Annotated in this window: 23 protein-coding genes; 13 read left to right on the top strand and 10 right to left on the bottom strand. The window is 34.6% G+C overall.

Features of this window, described 5'->3' with window-relative positions; genetic code table 11:
- Window positions 1-26 precede the first annotated feature (26 nt).
- The 3 genes from K5783_RS01200 (at window position 27) to K5783_RS01190 (ending at window position 1,092) form a co-directional block, all read left to right on the top strand.
- Window positions 27-260: an Lrp/AsnC ligand binding domain-containing protein gene (locus K5783_RS01200; protein ID WP_109876663.1), complete on the top strand. Its 234-nt coding sequence runs from the start codon at window positions 27-29 to the stop codon at window positions 258-260.
- 149 nt (window positions 261-409) lie between these two features.
- Window positions 410-775 (top strand): YnfA family protein, encoded by a 366-nt coding sequence (locus K5783_RS01195; protein ID WP_297471754.1) that lies wholly within the window; start codon window positions 410-412, stop codon window positions 773-775.
- Complete coding sequence (locus K5783_RS01190) at window positions 763-1,092, top strand: YnfA family protein (protein WP_297471753.1); 330 nt, start codon at window positions 763-765, stop codon at window positions 1,090-1,092. Before K5783_RS01195 ends, K5783_RS01190 begins: the two co-directional genes overlap by 13 nt.
- A 44-nt stretch (window positions 1,093-1,136) precedes the next feature.
- Here the strand turns inward: K5783_RS01190 and K5783_RS01185 are convergent, their stop codons facing one another.
- Complete coding sequence (locus K5783_RS01185) at window positions 1,137-3,020, bottom strand: DUF4377 domain-containing protein (RefSeq protein WP_297471752.1); 1,884 nt, start codon at window positions 3,018-3,020, stop codon at window positions 1,137-1,139.
- Window positions 3,021-3,277: 257 nt separating this feature from the next.
- Between K5783_RS01185 and K5783_RS01180 the strand changes: the two genes are divergently transcribed.
- The 3 genes from K5783_RS01180 to K5783_RS01170 all read left to right on the top strand — a co-directional run bounded on the left by K5783_RS01180 (window position 3,278) and on the right by K5783_RS01170 (window position 4,713).
- Window positions 3,278-3,568, top strand: coding sequence for a hypothetical protein (locus K5783_RS01180; RefSeq protein ID WP_297471751.1), 291 nt, complete (start codon window positions 3,278-3,280; stop codon window positions 3,566-3,568).
- Window positions 3,565-4,254 carry a hypothetical protein gene (locus K5783_RS01175; RefSeq protein WP_297471750.1) on the top strand — a complete coding sequence of 230 codons (690 nt, stop codon included), beginning with the start codon at window positions 3,565-3,567 and terminating at the stop codon, window positions 4,252-4,254. Before K5783_RS01180 ends, K5783_RS01175 begins: the two co-directional genes overlap by 4 nt.
- A 111-nt stretch (window positions 4,255-4,365) precedes the next feature.
- The gene (locus K5783_RS01170) at window positions 4,366-4,713 is read left to right on the top strand and encodes a hypothetical protein (RefSeq protein ID WP_297471749.1); all 348 of its coding nucleotides are present in this window, start codon (window positions 4,366-4,368) and stop codon (window positions 4,711-4,713) included.
- 93 nt (window positions 4,714-4,806) lie between these two features.
- Here the strand turns inward: K5783_RS01170 and K5783_RS01165 are convergent, their stop codons facing one another.
- Complete coding sequence (locus K5783_RS01165) at window positions 4,807-5,058, bottom strand: hypothetical protein (protein ID WP_297471748.1); 252 nt, start codon at window positions 5,056-5,058, stop codon at window positions 4,807-4,809.
- A 136-nt stretch (window positions 5,059-5,194) separates the two neighbouring features.
- On the opposite strand from K5783_RS01165, the gene K5783_RS01160 reads away from it, so the two are divergent.
- Entirely contained in the window at window positions 5,195-5,953 is a 759-nt protein-coding gene (locus tag K5783_RS01160) for an FxLYD domain-containing protein (protein ID WP_297471747.1), read from the top strand.
- Here the strand turns inward: K5783_RS01160 and K5783_RS01155 are convergent.
- Window positions 5,916-6,317, bottom strand: coding sequence for a hypothetical protein (locus K5783_RS01155; protein WP_297471746.1), 402 nt, complete (start codon window positions 6,315-6,317; stop codon window positions 5,916-5,918). The genes K5783_RS01160 and K5783_RS01155 overlap by 38 nt on opposite strands.
- A gap of 132 nt (window positions 6,318-6,449) precedes the next feature.
- On the opposite strand from K5783_RS01155, the gene K5783_RS01150 reads away from it, so the two are divergent.
- Together K5783_RS01150 and K5783_RS01145 are read left to right on the top strand one after the other, a co-directional pair.
- Entirely contained in the window at window positions 6,450-6,791 is a 342-nt protein-coding gene (locus K5783_RS01150) for a hypothetical protein (protein ID WP_297471745.1), read from the top strand.
- Between the two features lie 318 nt (window positions 6,792-7,109).
- Entirely contained in the window at window positions 7,110-7,430 is a 321-nt protein-coding gene (locus K5783_RS01145) for a hypothetical protein (protein WP_297471744.1), read from the top strand.
- On the opposite strand, the gene K5783_RS01140 is transcribed toward K5783_RS01145, so the two are convergent.
- Together K5783_RS01140 and K5783_RS01135 are read right to left on the bottom strand one after the other, a co-directional pair.
- Window positions 7,427-9,454, bottom strand: coding sequence for a thioredoxin domain-containing protein (locus K5783_RS01140; protein WP_297471743.1), 2,028 nt, complete (start codon window positions 9,452-9,454; stop codon window positions 7,427-7,429). The two genes, K5783_RS01145 and K5783_RS01140, sit on opposite strands and share 4 nt — an antisense overlap.
- 42 nt (window positions 9,455-9,496) lie before the next feature.
- On the bottom strand, window positions 9,497-9,730 hold the full coding sequence (locus K5783_RS01135) for a hypothetical protein (protein WP_297471742.1): 234 nt from the start codon (window positions 9,728-9,730) through the stop codon (window positions 9,497-9,499).
- Between the two features lie 73 nt (window positions 9,731-9,803).
- Here K5783_RS01135 and K5783_RS01130 point away from each other — a divergent pair, with 73 nt between their 5' ends.
- Together K5783_RS01130 and K5783_RS01125 are read left to right on the top strand one after the other, a co-directional pair.
- Entirely contained in the window at window positions 9,804-10,838 is a 1,035-nt protein-coding gene (locus tag K5783_RS01130) for an alcohol dehydrogenase catalytic domain-containing protein (RefSeq protein WP_297471741.1), read from the top strand.
- Window positions 10,839-11,060: 222 nt separating this feature from the next.
- Window positions 11,061-11,294, top strand: a complete 234-nt coding sequence (locus K5783_RS01125; RefSeq protein ID WP_048115766.1) for a hypothetical protein — start codon at window positions 11,061-11,063, stop codon at window positions 11,292-11,294.
- On the opposite strand, the gene K5783_RS01120 is transcribed toward K5783_RS01125, so the two are convergent.
- Window positions 11,284-11,781 (bottom strand): hypothetical protein, encoded by a 498-nt coding sequence (locus K5783_RS01120; protein ID WP_297472684.1) that lies wholly within the window; start codon window positions 11,779-11,781, stop codon window positions 11,284-11,286. The genes K5783_RS01125 and K5783_RS01120 overlap by 11 nt on opposite strands.
- A 120-nt stretch (window positions 11,782-11,901) precedes the next feature.
- Between K5783_RS01120 and K5783_RS01115 the strand changes: the two genes are divergently transcribed.
- Window positions 11,902-12,150, top strand: coding sequence for a hypothetical protein (locus tag K5783_RS01115; protein WP_297471740.1), 249 nt, complete (start codon window positions 11,902-11,904; stop codon window positions 12,148-12,150).
- A 1-nt stretch (window position 12,151) separates the two neighbouring features.
- On the opposite strand, the gene K5783_RS01110 is transcribed toward K5783_RS01115, so the two are convergent.
- Entirely contained in the window at window positions 12,152-12,838 is a 687-nt protein-coding gene (locus K5783_RS01110) for a hypothetical protein (RefSeq protein ID WP_297471739.1), read from the bottom strand.
- Window positions 12,839-12,941: 103 nt separating this feature from the next.
- Between K5783_RS01110 and K5783_RS01105 the strand changes: the two genes are divergently transcribed.
- Window positions 12,942-13,151 (top strand): hypothetical protein, encoded by a 210-nt coding sequence (locus K5783_RS01105; protein WP_297471738.1) that lies wholly within the window; start codon window positions 12,942-12,944, stop codon window positions 13,149-13,151.
- Here K5783_RS01105 and K5783_RS01100 read toward each other — a convergent pair.
- The 3 genes from K5783_RS01100 to K5783_RS01090 all read right to left on the bottom strand — a co-directional run bounded on the left by K5783_RS01100 (window position 13,148) and on the right by K5783_RS01090 (window position 16,236).
- Window positions 13,148-13,378 carry an Lrp/AsnC ligand binding domain-containing protein gene (locus K5783_RS01100; RefSeq protein WP_297471737.1) on the bottom strand — a complete coding sequence of 77 codons (231 nt, stop codon included), beginning with the start codon at window positions 13,376-13,378 and terminating at the stop codon, window positions 13,148-13,150. The two genes, K5783_RS01105 and K5783_RS01100, sit on opposite strands and share 4 nt — an antisense overlap.
- 63 nt (window positions 13,379-13,441) lie before the next feature.
- Window positions 13,442-14,638 carry a tRNA pseudouridine(13) synthase TruD gene (gene truD, locus K5783_RS01095; RefSeq protein WP_297471736.1) on the bottom strand — a complete coding sequence of 399 codons (1,197 nt, stop codon included), beginning with the start codon at window positions 14,636-14,638 and terminating at the stop codon, window positions 13,442-13,444.
- On the bottom strand, window positions 14,635-16,236 hold the full coding sequence (locus tag K5783_RS01090) for a lyase (protein ID WP_297471735.1): 1,602 nt from the start codon (window positions 16,234-16,236) through the stop codon (window positions 14,635-14,637). The genes truD and K5783_RS01090 overlap by 4 nt, the downstream gene beginning before the upstream one ends.
- Window positions 16,237-16,274: the final 38 nt, after the last annotated feature.

Below are 16,274 nucleotides of genomic sequence, written 5' to 3'. Positions count from 1 at the left end.
TTCATGAATTATTACTAGGTATAGTAATGCACAAAGGATTCATTTTACTAAATTGTGATCTTGGCGCCGAAGAGTACATCGTAGACGAATTAAAACAAATGCAAGACGTCAATAATGCATATCTTACTTTTGGTGCATATGACGTGGTTGCAGAAGTGCAAACAGAGAATCAGGATGAATTTGAAAGAGTTATTGCAGCGATTAGAAAGTTATCCAGAGTTGTCAGCACCATGACGCTAAATGTAATAAAACCCGAATAGTTGGTCTAAGCAGACTGTGGATTACAAATTTCACAATACAACATACGCTTGTCTTCAAGACAGTAACCACAAAACTGCTTTTTCTTGGATTCCAAGACATCTATCCAAACTAGTTATAGTATAGAATATTTATTCCGTTTTGGTATCAAATGGGAGAACAGTCAAAGAATTTTTTCATTTCGATTCTCTTATTTTTCTTAGCTGGTTTATGTGAGATTGGTGGAGGATACCTAGTTTGGCTTTGGCTACGTGAAGATTTTGGTTTTGTGTTAGGTGCAGTTGGCGGCTTTGTGTTATTTTTGTACGCAATAGTTCCAACATTTCAGAAGACCCATTTTCATAGAGTGTATGCAGCTTATGGCGGTGTCTTCATCGTAATGTCATTGTTTTGGGGATGGTTAATTGATGGAGTGACTCCAGACAACTATGACATCATTGGAACAATAATTGCAGTTATTGGAGTCTTGATAATCTTTTACTATCCAAGAAAAGGAGAGAGAATTTGGTCGAAGTAGCGTTAACTGCAGGTATTTTCTTTTTTGCTGCACTGTTAGAGATTGGTGGAGGATATCTTGTATGGAAGTGGTTGCATGATCATAAAGGAAAAGTTTTGGGTTTGATTGGAGGATTGATTTTATTTTCTTACGGAATTGTAATGACGCTGCAGCCTGCAGACTTTGGAAAAGTGTATGCTACGTATGGAGGAATCTTTGTCGTATCATCGATAATTTGGGGCTATTGGATTGACAAGAAAAAACCAGACAGATTTGAGATCATAGGTTCAGCAGTTGTCCTGATTGGAGTTGCAATCATGTTTTACTGGCCACGTTAAGTTTACAGAACTGAATATTCTTACTTTAATTATGATCTAAGCACTCATTGAGATTCAAGATACTCTATCATAGCATTGCAGTGATCAGTCATAAACGTATCAAGATTCCCTAGCTTTCCCTCCCACTGTTGTGTAGTAGTTGTGGTGCAAATCTTCAATGGTTCTGGTTCTCCAGAATCTAATGCAGCTTGTGCATTGTCCATAACACTTTGTGTGAACTGCTTGTTTGTTATGACATGATCTTTTGTGGCAAGAAGATTTGTGTGGCCTGAAACAAGTACATCAAAATCAAAGGTTTGCAAAACATCATGAGCCTCCAGATATAATTCAATGTCAGGTGTCATTCCAAATGCACGATATGGTGATTCGGCGGGACGAAACAAATCAACTAGCATTGCAATCTTGTATTCTGGAAGAAGTATCAGCAAGTTACCTTTAGAATGAAAATCGCCAATGTTGTGAAACTCAAAAGTCTTACCGCCTATTTCCAGAGTATTGGTTTTTCCTTCAAGGATTTTAGTTGGAAGTGGTTTGTTAGGATCATTGTCAGACACTAAAGCATCTGCTGCGTCTTTATGTGCAATGTATGTAATATCAGTAGGAAATATCTGCCCTGCAGCACCTGTATGATCAGAATGATGGTGCGAGTAAATCATATGAGTGATTGGTTTGGATGTTACATCTTTTACTGCATCAAGGTATCTTTCTCCAATAGGTTGTGGTGCATCAATTACAACAACACCTTCATCAGTAATTACAAACATCGTCTGGTAACCACTTCCAACCAACCAATAGACATCATCTGCAATTTCTGTGACAAAATATCCTTTTTGCTCGTCAATGACAGGAGGATGAGTGGTGTAGTCTAAGGTCTTTTCAAATATTCCTTTTGTTTCTTCAACCATATCAGTACATTCGCCTACATGTTTTATAGCAACATGATTTGAGTTAATCATGCATTTGTTGCCATAAGTTTGTCCATCAACTCCACATACTGGAGCATATTCCAAAGTGCATGCAAAATTAGGATATTTTGTTTGCCATCCACGTTCTTCAAGATTCTTGGCAGAATCAGGACTCACACATGCAGGTGAACCGTCATGTGATTTGAAAACTAGATTCAATCCTTCTGCACATATTACATCATAAGCTGCAATTCCAGCATTTCCTTGCTGAGCAGGTCTAAGATATGGTTGCTTGACTCCATCCATGACACATACTTTTCCTGGATAAGCTCCAGGACCGCATCTATCATTTAGAACACAGATTTCTCCAAGAGAAACGAATCCAGGTGCACAAGTATCGTTATATGGAATATGTCTAGAATAAGATTTTGTTTCAAGAATCTCTATTAGATCATATTTTTTATCTGATGCATCAGCAGGAGGATTTTCAACATCAGTTACTTTAACTGAAATTTTGTAAGATTTTCCTTCAACAAAATCAAATCCTTTAATGGAATCATAAAAGTACTCCCAACTAGAATTTTCATCTTCACGAACTTGCATACATTTTTGAGGACCAACTCCAACACAATCAACCAGGTTTGGACCAATGTAGAAAATTTTAGTTGTATATGGTGCCGTCAATCCCAGTTCTATTCTTACTTGCTCCCTTAATTGATCAAGATCTGCTTTTGGTATGTCTAGACTAACCATTTTTCTAATCTGGTTCATCAAGACCAGTCCGTCTTGATCATTGGATAATTTCTGCCCTTCTTCCTCAAATGTATAATATGCCTTCATGATTTCTAGACGTTGGTTTGTGTCATCCTCATCTGGATTGGACATCCAATCCTCAACCATTGTTTTTAGCTTCTGCTGAGATATTGTAGAATCTGACCCCATACCAACCTCTTCAGCAAAGGAACTCTGCATTCCTACAATTCCAAATAATACCAAAGGAATTACAAACCAAATTAGTTTCATGTTTATCCTAAGAAAATATTCCTTAAAGAGTTTGATGAAAATAGATTTTTACCAATAAACGGTCATGAGTAACAACAAAATTTTTCGCTTGTAAAAAACAGAGCGATTATCAATAACAGATCAAAGAAAAAATGCGCTACAAAAATAAATATTCATGCCAGGTCACATGTCATGGCAAAAGAATTTTGCGGCTCACAGGTTCATTCAAAATCCATGGGCGCATAATTGTTATATGAGTTAAATCAGGATGTTTCAAATTGCAAAAAATTGATTACGAAGGAACAGTTTGGGTACTAAATTACAATAATCCGCAACCACTATTAGATCACGCTATTCACATGTTAGAAAGACACGGAGTTAAACGAGAAGACATGGTAATTACAGAGACTCCTACTGCAAAAGTGGGAGCCATTGTTGTGGAAATTTGGCCGTATGAGCTAGTCATAGGCAGAGTTAGAACTACACGAAATGATTCGTTTATCAGCGGAACAGAGTTTACGATAGAATTAAAGTTAGATGAAGATGGAAATTATATAGATTATCTTTGAAGAAAAAGAAAATTCAAAATATCATAATTGCAGTAATAGCAGTCATCATTATTGGTGCAATAGTCACATACAATTTTTCAGTGGAGCAAACCAAACAGAAAGGTCTGCAGTTCGGAATAGAATTAGAACAAATTCAAGAAGAGGTTAAAGAATTACAAATTAAATTCTATTCTGAAAAAATAAAATGGGAAGAAGGAGACATTTCCAAAGAAGAATTATTAGAATTCTATGAAAAACATTTGAGAGATTTTGATGAAATAATTTCCAAATATGACAAATTATCACCACCAGAAATGTTCAGAAGTTCAGTGGAGCTGTTAAAATTATCGTCAGAATCCCAACTTGAAAGCGATTCACAGTTCATCGAATGGATAAAAACTGGGGACGAATCAGCAAAAATTCGTTCAGATACACAAATTCAAGAATCCTTAGAATATGAGATGTTGGGACTGGTTGAATTTTATTCAGCAAAAACAGGGGTAAAAAATTATGACGAGCCAGAAAAATTTGAAGCACCTCAGACAGGATTGACACAAAAGGTTATTCAGGTTTCGGAAAATATGAAGAGGGATTGTGATGATAAATACAAGAATGAATTTGGGAAATTTAATTCAGATGATATCGAGATAGAATGGTTCAATTGTATTAACGAGGCCAAAAAATGGAAAATTGAGCATCTCCCATAAGGAGAAAAGATTCCAATTAAAATTCTACATTCCAAGATTCAAATCACATCAAAAAATTTTTGTTCCGAACATTTTAGTAAATTTTATCATCTAGAAAGTATTGGTACAATTATGGAAATTGAAGCAGCTGTTGAAAAACTATTGAAGCTAAGTCCATCGGTTAGAGTCGTAACACTATGCGATCTAAAAGGTAAACTAGTTTATTCAGCACGTTCAAAGAAAGTAAGCATTTTGGTGTCAAAAAAACAAAGTTTGGCATCATTAAAAGCGGCAGCATATGACTGGAATCAAAGAAAAAAACTATTGAAATCTTTAGGTGCATGCAAATATGTAGTTGCAGAGTATGACAAAGTCAAAAGAATAGTAATTCCTGCCGGAAAGAATCACATTTTGTATGTGACTACTACTGCTGCCTTTGATCATAACAAAGTTGTTAGAAAGGTTCGCTCTTTCAAATAATCATAACAACTTTAATTTTTTCTATTTTTTAGTTGGTTCTTTTCAGAGACATGTTCGAAAATAATGAATTGTATGTGTGATCTTTTTGGATAATCAGAGTTTCCTCTTACCCGTTCCTCGTCCTGAACTTACCCACATACCCTTTGTTGATTGTGTCGTAGTAGTTGGTATATCTCCGAATTTGATCTTACCAGTTCCACGACCTACAGAAACATACTTGTCTTTAGATGCTTCTTTTCTTGCTTCTTGGGATTTTTTGAAATCTGAACCTGCCCATTTGTTGGCACTGTCATCAACTTCAACAATTCTTGTACCTCTCCCAGATCTAATTTTTATCTTAGCCATAATTGCTGTTTAGTATAGTGGATTCTCATTAATAAGATTTTTAAAATACAGATTTTTGGAAAAATTTCAAATGTTGTCATTGTAAAAGCATAGGATTGGGCATAAACTTCTTTAAAGAATTCAAACAAAATTAGATGTGGAGAAATTTTTCATAGTTGTGTTTCTTTTTGTAGGATTAATTCCAGCTGTATTTGGTGAGGCGTTTATTGAAAACGATCAACAATTCATCGGAGATGATAAATCACTGCACGTGGTAGGTGAAATTACAAATAATCTAAAAGTCCCATTAAACCAAATCAGTGTTCTAATTACACTGCTTGATGAAGACAAAAATCCAATCGCCGTTAGGGAGGCAGATTCATTGGTAAATACAATTATGCCAGGAATGAAAGGCCCATTTGAATTGATATTGACAAGTAATGATGCAAAAAACACAGAATCGTATTCAATAGAATTGGATTATGAGCTAAGCCCACCAAAAAATCAAGTGATAGACATTACTGAATCAAAATTGTCAACGGATAATCACAATAATTTGATGATAACAGGAATGGTCATGAACAAAGGAGACATTACAGCAAATACAGTAGCAATTATTGCAACATTATATGATATTGAAGGAAAAGTTGCGGCAGTATCAAAAGTCCATCCAGAGCCAGATTATTTAGGAGTAAATGATAATGCCTTCTTTTTAGTTACAATTCCAGATAAAATACAAAACAATCAGATCAAAGAATACACGTTGGTTGCAGAATCAGAAGAATATGCTGCAGTTCCAGAATTCCCTATTGGAACACTGGTAGTACTCGTGTTAACATTATCCACATATATTGGAATTACAAGATATTCGGGCAGAATTATAACAAACCTGATTTCTGTAACAAATCCAAAGTAGGGAAAAGTTCTTCCTGTAAGTGTTTTTTTTCAAGAGGTGTTGGTTTTGAAAATTTCACTTCAAATGTGATTGTCAGCATGTCTTGATCTGTGTGAGATATTCTTATGGAATGTTTTTGACGATCAGTAGCAGACAAGAAATCTTTCCATTTTTGTAAATGTTCATTTACTCTAGTTACATTTTGTTCTATTGTAGTGATATCAGTATCCAAATCAGTGTCAAATAAACCAAATTTGACAAGAGGTACCATCATCACGCCGCCTAAAATTTTATCATGGTTTTTTAGCATGGATGCAACAATTTCTTCAGAATTTTCTTTTGGAAAAATATCTCCATAGTCTGGATCAAAATATCCTGCAACCATTTTTTTTGAATCATATATTCGAAAAAAACCGTCGTCAGTTTCTAATTTCCACAATATCTAAAAAATAATTTATGAATAAATAAACGATTAATCAAAGACAATTAAATAAACTAGGAAAATAGAGAAAAAGTCATGGCAATCTCTAAAGAAACCAAAGATTTTCTAGATAGTTTGATCGATTATTACATTAATGAATCAGAATCATACAGACAAATTGCAGATAATTTTGTTCCAGAGATAGAATCAGTTCCAGACACAGCATTTGGAATAATTACAGGATGTGTGTATTCAGGGTTTTTGCAAGCATATCAAAATCAACAACAAACCCCAAGTTTAGAAGATATGAGGGAATTTAATAAAATAATAAAAGAACGTGCCCCCCTGATTAAAAAATCCATTTTGGAGCCACGTAAATTTGAAGATAGTAAAAAAGAAACAAACGATAATCAAAATATTACAAATGATAATTCATGATTTTAATTGGAGTGCCCAATGGGGCACTCTTTGTAGAAAGGGTTGTTCCGCGTATGGTATGGACACAGTTTTTTGACTTGTGATAACAAAAAATAGGATTTTTCTATTAAAACACTTACGTAGAAATCATCAGTGAACGGATTTAAAGAATAAGAAACCATTACAGTTTAATTCTGACAAAAGGAAGCAGAGTTATGAAAATTGATGGCAGTAAGATCATCTTTGGATTGGGAGTAAGTGCAGCTGTAGCTACTGCAGTAATTGCATTATATTTTTCAATTCGTTAAAGATAAATCATCAAAAAAATCAAACAAAATATTGTCAGCAACAAACGAATTCAAAATTACACAAATAGTAGATAATGGCCAAATGGTGCAATTAACATTAATTGAAAATGTGTCAACTGAACCAATCTCACAAAAACAGATGATCATAGAAAATGTTTCAAAAAGACTGGATGAGGAAACAAAAGAACAAGTAATGCCATTACTTGAAGCTATTTTACAAGCACAGCCAACTGTAAATATCAAATCATATCAGCAGACACAGATCACAATAGCAATGCCAAAGTCAAGATATGACAACATGGGAAGGCCTCAAGTTGGAAATATGATTGATGTGAACTTGAAAAAAATCTAAAGATGTGAATTTATTTCATCAATGGACTGTAATGGTAAAGAACAAGTAAAATCCTTGCATACAAAAACTCTGGTTTTATCTTGGAAAGTTTTTCCAGCAAAGAAAGGATATTTGGAAAGGTCATCTAATTGAGGAGAATTGTGAATCGTCACAATAAAGGAATTAGGCAAATAAGTGGTAAAAATGGTATTGCATATATTCGAATTTTCCGTATTGATAATAGTAATTTCAAGTGGTTTTTGCAGATAACAAAAAATGGTATTGAGTAAATATCCAAATCCAAAAGGGTTTTCTGCAGCCATCTGGGCCTGAGATTCCATAATTTTTGTAGAAACATCAAGGAAGTTTTGCGTTTGGGAGAAATGATATAATCTTAGCATCGCAAAGGCAGAAACAGAATTTCCAGAAGGCAAAGATAAATCATAATTACTCTTTGGTCGAATGATTAGTTTTTCATGATTATCAGAGGTCATAAAGAAGCTGTTAGTATTTGAATCCCAAAAATGATCCACCAAATGATTGCCTAATTTTAGTGCCAGTTCGAGATATTTCTTTTCAGGTTCAATCTCAAATACATCTAGTAATGCATTGACAAAATAAGAATAGTCTTCAAGATATCCGTCAATTTTGGCAGAGCCGTTTTTGTAAGTTCGCAGTAATTTATCACCCTCAAAAAGATTGTTTTCAATAAAAGAGATACAGTTTTTTGCAGCATTCAAATATCTTGTATCATTTGTAATACGGTAGCCTTTTGCAAATGCAGTGATCATCAAAGAATTCCATGAGACTAGGATTTTATCATCCAAACCAGGAGAGACTCTTGTAGAACGAACTTTGAGTAATTTTTCAGAACAAGAATTAATAATTTCTTGAGCCTTTTGTTCCGTAATTCCGAAATTAAATGCTACAGTTGAGAGATTAAGATTGTTACATAAAATATTGTTTCCTTCCCAATTTCCACCATCAGTAACATCAAAGTAAAGACAAAACAGATCAGCATCATCACCTAGAATTTCTTTAATCTCACTTTTTTTCCAGACGTAAAATTTTCCTTCGATACCTTCAGAATCGGCATCATATGCAGAATAAAATCCGCCTTCAGGAGAAGTCATATCACGTAAAACAAAATCCAGTGTCTTTTGCATCACATCAAGATAAAAAGGATCTTTTGTGATTTGATATGCCTCAGCATAATTAACAGGAATCAACGCATTATCATACAGCATCTTTTCAAAATGAGGAACCAACCATTTTGCATCAGTAGAATACCTGGAAAATCCGCCACCTATCTGATCAAAAATCCCACCCTTTGCCATTTTCCTGAGAGTCTTGAGTGCAAATTCGTTGAATTTTGAGAGGCCAGACAGTTTTGCATAACGAAACATAAAGGAAATGTTAGCAGCGTTGGGAAATTTAGGTGCGGAACCAAATCCGCCAAAAGTTGGATCGCCAATTTGGAATAAATTCATGGCAGCCTCATCAAGAATTACACGTTCTAATTTCGTCGAAACTGCAACAGTCTCTGTTTTTTGTAAAGCATCAAGAAATCTCTCAGCAGATTTTTCAATGTCCTTTGGGTTTTCTTTCCATGCTTGTGAGAGTTGTCTGCAGATACTTCCAAAACCTGGACGTCCATAAGAATCCAAAACAGGAAAATAAGTACCCACATAGAATGGTTTTTGATCAGGTGTAAGAAAAATACTCAATGGCCAACCGCCTTGTCCTGTTGCTATCTGACAGACTTTTTGATAAATATCATCAATGTCAGGTCGTTCTTCACGATCAACCTTTATGTTAACAAAATTTTCATTCATGAATTTTGCGACATCCTCATTTTCAAATGATTCATGAGCCATTACATGACACCAATGACACGAGCTATATCCTATACTAAGAAAGATGGGTTTGTTTTCATCTTTTGCTTTTTTTAATGCAGTTTCATTCCACCCATACCAGTCTACAGGGTTATGCGCATGCTGAAGAAGATAGGGACTGGTTTCATGAATGAGATTGTTTTCTACCACAAATAATCATAGTTGCTAGAATATTAGTACTTAATTGGGCGATCAACCCCAAGTTCCACGACCTTCAGTTAATTCATAAATTCTAACATTGATTTTTCCCAGTAATTTCACTTTTGATTTATGTGCCTTTTTGTCATGACTGTAATCTTTTTTTTCAATTAGCTCTTGCAATCGCTGTAATTGTTCCAGAGATAATTTCTTGAACTCATTTTTAGAGGAAGTGATTTGTTGCAATAATTTTACTCTTTCACGATCTTCATCGGTAATTTCATTCATGAGAAAATTTGGTACTAGTCCTTTATTTTTCTAATGAGCGAATGTTAAAATTTCGTGCTTGAGTGAGCAGAACATGGAAAAAATGCGTGCGATGGTGCTTTCTGAATGTGCCAAAATTGAGACGAATCCATTGAAATTAACAGAAATTGATAGACATGAAATTCAAAGATCAAATGAAATATTATTAAAAATCGAAGCTTGTGGAGTTTGCCATTCACAGCTTCATGGCATAGAGGGAGACTGGAAAGATATTGGAATTCCGCCAACTCTTCCTACAGTTCCAGGTCATGAACTTGTGGGAAAAGTAATTCAAATTGGAGATGCCGTAACCAAATTCAAAGTTGGGGATAGAGCAGGCATAACCCCACTTTTAGAAGCATGTAAAGAATGTCAATATTGTAAAGAAGGAAAAGAGTATCTTTGCGAATCATCAATAATTACAGGTGAATCTTTCAAAGGAGGATATACAGAATACATCACAGTTACAGAAGATTTTGCAACCAAAGTTCCCCAACATATGAAACCAGAGTATGCGGCACCGTTGTTTTGTGCCGGCATCACAGCATACAAAGCAGTAAAAGCTGCAGAACCAAAATCACATAAAAAAATTGGAATTTTTGGAATTGGAGGGGTTGGTCATATGGCAGTACAATTTGCCAAAGTCGAAAATTGCGACGTAATTGCATTTTCAAGAACTCAAAAACATCTTGATGTGGCAAAGAGACTAGGGGCAATTGATGCAATGACATTTTCTGAGAATCAAGAAGAATTTTTGAATAAACTAAAAAATAAACACGGAATGCTAGATGCGGCCATAGTTTTTGCGCCATCCGATATTGCTACAGATACTGCAATTAAATCAGTAAAGAAAGGAGGACTCATTGTTATTGCAACAGTAGGGAAAAATCCTTCATTTATGGCATTTGAAGAAAAAACAATCAGGGGAACTTTGATAGGATCGACAAAAGACATGGAACAAGTAATTAAGATATGTGATGAAAATAATATCGAGGTAATATCTCAAGTCTTTCCACTTGAAAGTGCAAACAAAGTACTCAAAAAGCTAAAAGATTCCGAAATTGAAGCCAGGGCAGTCTTGATACCTTGACTTGCAAATTCAATATTAAAGAAGATGGTTTTTGATCATGAACTGTAAAAGATGCCACCATACAAATGAAGCACATTCACCAAATGAAAATAGCAATTCAATCATCAAAGTAGGAAAATGTCAAATTCCCACTTGCACATGTCAGCAATACTTGGATCCAATTCAAGAGATTGACGAAGATTTATTGTAACGATTCATATACAAAATCAATCTACGATGTTTATGGACAAACACAAGCCATCAGATGAAATGATTAAAGAATTAGACAACTTGCTATCAAAAATAAATGCAATGGAGATTGTAGCATCTGACGATTATCAAAAAAATTCAATCAAAATTATGAGGGCATTAGTGGAGGGTCAAATGCATTCAATTAATGAATTTCAGCATTTAAAAAAAGCAATAGACTTGTTGACATTACAATTGTTTGATGTTCAGAATAAAGTTAAGAGTTGAGTCGTGTATCGCTTAATCCACAGCTAGTACAACGATAAACAGTGGATTTTTCAAGTATTTGTTCTGCTTTCATTTCAGAGCCACAGCACAAACAAGAAATTTTTTGTTCTTCTGAATTTGTTTCAGATTTTCTTACAACATAATCAGGTTCTTCCTTTAGAGGATCAGTGGAATTGCAAGGAGGCTTGTAACGTGAAAATATCTTATTGAGCACATTTTGTCTGCGTTCTTTACTTGATTCAAACAGTGGCAGTATTGCAAGATATAATGATTTTTCTGAGCCTGATTTTTGAACCCAGCATTTGAAATCAGGGTTTTGGATAAAAAACGATTTGTCATCAGTTTTTTCACAATCACCAACATAAAGAATATTAAATTTATCTTGGTCTTTTGACAAGATAATATACACCAGTTTTTCCATTGGAGGGCCCCACTCATCAAGAGGGATAGGACCAAGAAATTCATACTGGAGAATTTGAATACTCAATGTAGAACTTTTCAACTACTATCTTTTCTTTTTTTCCCAAAAAATATACTAGTGTCCACAAATTGATCGCAAAATCTAAACTTGAAAAGATTAAATTCAAGGGTTTTTGATTTTCTGTAAATGAAAGAGCCTCATAATTATGCCAAAGTTGGATATAGTATGATTGTAGTATCAGCTAGTCTTGCTGCAGTAGGCCTAATAGCATTAGCAATTGGCTCAGATGTACTTTTTGCAGATAACATACAAAGAGAAAACACACATCATTTCAATGAATGCAAATTAAATGATTTCAAAACAGAAGGGTGTGAAAAATATTGGGACAGAATTAACAATGAAATTTCTGGAATTTATGTAGATTTGGATAAATAGTTCAGTAACCGTTAGTAAAATCTTCAATCATGTTTTGATTCTTTGTAAGCTTGTTCATTGCGTAAAATGCCCCGCCAACAATTCCTGCATGATAAAAAGTATACAAGAAAACTCCTGAAGATGTAGGATCAGATTTTGTGAAACTCAAAACAAGGATGGTCATAAATACAAAGGTTCCAACAAATGTCACCATCCTATTTAAAAATCCAGAGTTCATTCCAACAATTCGTTTAGTAGCAGATGCCATCAATGTGATACTAGTAATGATTAAGAAAGTAGCGCCACCGTTTGCGCTAACAAATTCATTTAGCCAAGGCAAAAGTCCATCATCTAAAATTGAAACTTCAGGCATCACACTACCGCCATTAATTGCAAAATTCACAGAGCTGAACATTCCACCCATTACAAAAAAGAACAAGAATATTTTTACAATAGATCTTTTAATTGGGCTGCGGATTTCTCCAGGATTGACTGCTCTTTCAGTAATTCTAACGCCATAAAGAAATCCAATTGCCATTGCAGGCAGGAACATGATATTGATCAAAATTGGAGATTCTTTATTGATAGATTCTATTTGTGGATGAAAGATTAGAAAGAGGATTACTGCAAGTAATGCAGAAGATGAAAATAGTATAAACCCCAGATATTTGTGGCGGCTTGACTCATAGGTGGCATCCCAATCGTACATTTTATGGACTCTAAGGAATATGATTAAAGATAGAATCGAAAAATCATTTGGTCAAATTATCAATTCTGTTTACCCTTTTTAGTGTCATGAATGTAGAGATTTTGTGAGAAAGGGAATTTCCATTGCAGTCATAGGTGGAATTATTGTGGTGTTTGGGATTATTTTTCACCTTCAGGGACAATCAGTGGTTGGACCAGAATCTTCATTCATGTATTCCAATCCAGATTGGATTACTTATGGAATCCAAATTGCAATTACAGGGTTGATCATAATTGGAATAGGGGTTGCAATCACAGTTTTAAAAAAAGCCTAGTTTGTTACACGTAGTGTAATGGTACTTCTAATTTTTTGAAGTTTTCTTATTTTGGTTGTAATAATTTCGTTCATTTGTGCTGGAGTATCTGTGATAAATTCTGCAACAATATCGTAGCTGCCATAAGTAATCAAGCAATCTTTTACCTCAGGAATTTCTTTTAATTGAGAATAGAGTGATTGTTCCTCACCAATCTCACAACTGATTAGCATGTATGCTTTTTCCATGTAAATCAAATTGTCTTAAAAAAACACCAACTTAAAGACATCTAAGAAAATGTGAAAATGATCTCAAAAACCTGCAGTCATTGGATCCTCAGGTTTCATAATTTCCCTTAACAAGATTGTTGCAAACATACCACGTGAGAGAGAGAATTCCACAGTGTTTTCTTGAGACGAATAATCAAAGCAATGCAAGGCAGCCTGTCTAAAACCACCTTCACTACTTACTTCTTGCATCTCTTTGAGGAAAAAATCCTTTGGTGTAATTTCCTCTTGGCTCAGTATTTTAGATATTTGATGATCAAATCTTGTTTTTTTGTAATATGAATAACCTACAAAAGGTAATGCCAATCGTTGATCCAGGCCTTTCACATATTTACCAATTATTCCATTAAAATCAAAGCACACATCACTTGATTGAGCTTCAAAAAGATTTTCACCATCTAAAAACGCCAGACTTAGAGACTGATTAAAAATAAAAGATTGATACGTTTGGATGTAGAATCGTCTTAAAGATAACGGGATTGCTCTAATTGCGGCAAAATAATCATCATGTTCAATCATTTCTTTTAGAACAATTTTTTCAATATCCATTTGATTTGGAACTTGATCAAAATATTTTTCAAAGTTTGCCTTGTCGGATAGTTTCTCACGAATCTCAGTATTTTCCTTCGAATCATATGAAGAGGTAAAAGACAAAATCAAATCAACAGCTTTTTTGAAATCTCGCTGTAAAATGGCCTTACCTATTAGATGAGTCACAGGTCTTTTGGAACCAAAGCGTTGGTAACCATAAAAATTCAAGACTTTATCATGTTCAGTGAAAGAAGACAAATCGTTTGAGCAGTCAGAGATTTTAATTTTAAAATGATTTGCTATCATGTCTTTTTTAGATAGGGGTTTTTTTACATAGCCGATTTTTTCCAAAGAATATTTGTCAGTAGAGAAATCCTCAATGGCCCTACCTTTATTTCCAGAGCAAACAAACTGTTCGGTTATAGCTGATGCATCTTTTAGCCCAAGTGACTTTAAACGAATTCCTTTTTTTCTAAAAATACCAGATAAGGCGTGATTTGTATCAATTTTTTTCTTTTTTAATTTGTATACGGCATAACCTTCTTGATCAGTTATGGATTTGTTTACTTTATCAGAAATAATTTCAGATACATGGAAATCTTCAGGTTTGACTCGAATTTTTCCTCCAATTCCAGAAAAATTAGTGCTGTAAACGGTGATTCCAATTTGGGAATCTAAATTTGGTATCACTCTATTGTCACTGTAACGAATTTACTGATTGCAACATCAGAAGATTGTGCTCCAAGCAGAATTTTGTAGGTTCCAGAAATTGCATCTTCTGAAGCATGGATGGAAGTATGGATTGGACGTGGAGCATCAAAATCCAATTGGAAAGATTTGGGGGAATTGTTTACAAGATCTACATTTAGGAAATCATGAGTTGGAGATAAAATTAATGAAACGCCTAACAGATCTTTTTGTGATTTTGGTGATACAATAAAGTTGAAGTGCTTAGTTTCTCCAGGTGCAAGTGTTATTGAATTAGATTCAAATTGAATTTCAAGAGGTAATGGAACAGAAGTGTCAACAACACCAATGTTATTTTCAACCCATTCTGTAAACCAAATTTTTTCACCATCTATTGCAAAATCAAAAATTTGTGCCACACCACAATCAGCCAGCATCAACCCAGTTCCAGGATCACAATCTCCCCAATAGGGGTTCTTTGAAGGAATGTGATATTCTACAAGGCTTTGAGATTTTGGATCCATTACAGAGATATTGTTTGCAGTTTGGGCATTAAAAACAAGTCTGCCATGGTCGTCTGTTTCAATCCAGTATGGTCTGGAAATAGGAGTCTTTACAACTCCTGTTTGATTTCCATATGTGTTAGGTAAAGGATCAGATGTGACGTATTGCGTGAATACTTCAGTCAAAGGATCAAAATTAAAAAAGTACGATGTTGTCGTATCTGCTAGCCAAATTGTCCCATCATCAGCAACTACAGAACCGTTTGGAGTAAGCAACTCCGGAGGCAATTGATAGATTTCAATAAAGTCAAGTAATGGAAGATATTCTTCATCAGAATTCGCAACAGAGTCAAAATAACCATTTTGATCAAATTTAACTAAAACCCCTCCTTGTTGGAATAACCAATTTGTAAACCAGACATTGTTATTTGCATCAACTGCAAAATCAGCAGTTACAGAATCATCAATTGGTGAAGGAATGCTAAGATAATTTACAGTTTCATCAGATTGGTTTGGATCTAAGAACGTGATTTTGTTTCCAGTAAAGTCATTAACGATAATTTGGGAACCATGAACTTGGAGTTTTTGAGGTAATGAATTACCTTCGGATGGATAGGACAATCGCTCATATTTTTCATCAATAGTTGAAAACTTCCACACAGAATCATATGTCTCATCAGTGTACCACACAGTCCCATCTGGAGCATAATCAATTCCCCACATCATAGAACGCCCTCCTTGTGGCCAAGAAGGGTTATCATATTCAGTGAATGTTTCAGTGTCAGGATCAAACTTTGCTAGGTTACCAGTATTTGTTTGAGTGAACCAAATGTTTCCGTCATAATCAGATACAATTGCTAAAGGATTGGTACACAGAGTTGGAATAGAAAATTCTTGAACGTAATCAGTAGATTTTGCATCACCAGAACCGCAAAATTGAGCACGTTGATCATCTGGGAAATTATCAGCAGGTGTGCCAGTGATTGTCATTTTAGGTGTGTCTCCTTCTGGAATTATACCTGGAAGTGTAATCATAATAGTTGAAGATAGCAAGATAAAACCAAAAAATATTGTTACAAAGATGGCTTTTTTCTTCATGTCTTAAAAAATATCTAGCCTCGTTATATCTTATTCCA

Origin of the sequence: Nitrosopumilus sp. (genome assembly GCF_025699125.1) — an archaeon.
Taxonomy (GTDB): Archaea; Thermoproteota; Nitrososphaeria; order Nitrososphaerales; family Nitrosopumilaceae; genus Nitrosopumilus.
This window is presented reverse-complemented; position numbering and strand designations above follow the sequence as displayed.

Coding starts and splice junctions, on each gene's coding strand:
- K5783_RS01135 (WP_297471742.1), bottom strand. CDS start 9,730: ATGAATGAAATTACCGATGAAGATCGTGAAAGAGTAAAATTATTGCAA.
- K5783_RS01165 (WP_297471748.1), bottom strand. CDS start 5,058: ATGGCTAAGATAAAAATTAGATCTGGGAGAGGTACAAGAATTGTTGAA.
- K5783_RS01150 (WP_297471745.1), top strand. CDS start 6,450: ATGGCAATCTCTAAAGAAACCAAAGATTTTCTAGATAGTTTGATCGAT.
- K5783_RS01170 (WP_297471749.1), top strand. CDS start 4,366: ATGGAAATTGAAGCAGCTGTTGAAAAACTATTGAAGCTAAGTCCATCG.
- K5783_RS01185 (WP_297471752.1), bottom strand. CDS start 3,020: ATGAAACTAATTTGGTTTGTAATTCCTTTGGTATTATTTGGAATTGTA.
- K5783_RS01155 (WP_297471746.1), bottom strand. CDS start 6,317: ATGGTTGCAGGATATTTTGATCCAGACTATGGAGATATTTTTCCAAAA.
- K5783_RS01130 (WP_297471741.1), top strand. CDS start 9,804: ATGGAAAAAATGCGTGCGATGGTGCTTTCTGAATGTGCCAAAATTGAG.
- K5783_RS01090 (WP_297471735.1), bottom strand. CDS start 16,236: ATGAAGAAAAAAGCCATCTTTGTAACAATATTTTTTGGTTTTATCTTG.
- K5783_RS01100 (WP_297471737.1), bottom strand. CDS start 13,378: ATGGAAAAAGCATACATGCTAATCAGTTGTGAGATTGGTGAGGAACAA.
- K5783_RS01195 (WP_297471754.1), top strand. CDS start 410: ATGGGAGAACAGTCAAAGAATTTTTTCATTTCGATTCTCTTATTTTTC.
- K5783_RS01110 (WP_297471739.1), bottom strand. CDS start 12,838: ATGTACGATTGGGATGCCACCTATGAGTCAAGCCGCCACAAATATCTG.
- K5783_RS01115 (WP_297471740.1), top strand. CDS start 11,902: ATGAAAGAGCCTCATAATTATGCCAAAGTTGGATATAGTATGATTGTA.
- K5783_RS01125 (WP_048115766.1), top strand. CDS start 11,061: ATGGACAAACACAAGCCATCAGATGAAATGATTAAAGAATTAGACAAC.
- K5783_RS01200 (WP_109876663.1), top strand. CDS start 27: ATGCACAAAGGATTCATTTTACTAAATTGTGATCTTGGCGCCGAAGAG.